Source organism: Peribacillus sp. SIMBA_075, from assembly GCF_046534585.1.
This window is the reverse complement of sequence record NZ_JAWRYN010001308.1, coordinates 1-246: the sequence shown is the minus strand read 5'-3', so window position 1 is coordinate 246 and position 246 is coordinate 1. Positions and strand designations below refer to the sequence as shown.

Below are 246 nucleotides of genomic sequence, written 5' to 3'. Positions count from 1 at the left end.
AAAATTCTTTAGTGTTTATCGATGGCGTAGGACATTCCTGGCTGGTTAACACTGAGGCGAAAAATATCGCTAATGGTCGCTGGTTCGTAAATATCGATAACTCTTTTGACGTTTACGATATTGCGCGCTTACCAGGTGGAAAAATCAAGCTTACTAATAGCAATGTCTCTTTTGAGTGTGCGGCTTCTGAGGTCACTGCATTTGGGGCCGTTTTATTTACTCTTGAAAAACACGTTTAAATAAAAT

Annotated in this window: 1 protein-coding gene; it reads left to right on the top strand. The window is 39.4% G+C overall.

Going from position 1 to position 246, the window contains the following annotated elements; all coding sequences use genetic code 11:
- The coding region (locus tag SB775_RS32580) for a S24/S26 family peptidase (protein ID WP_410865429.1) at positions 1-239 on the top strand (239 nt) is incomplete at its 5' end.
- Between the last annotated feature and the right edge of the window lie 7 nt (positions 240-246).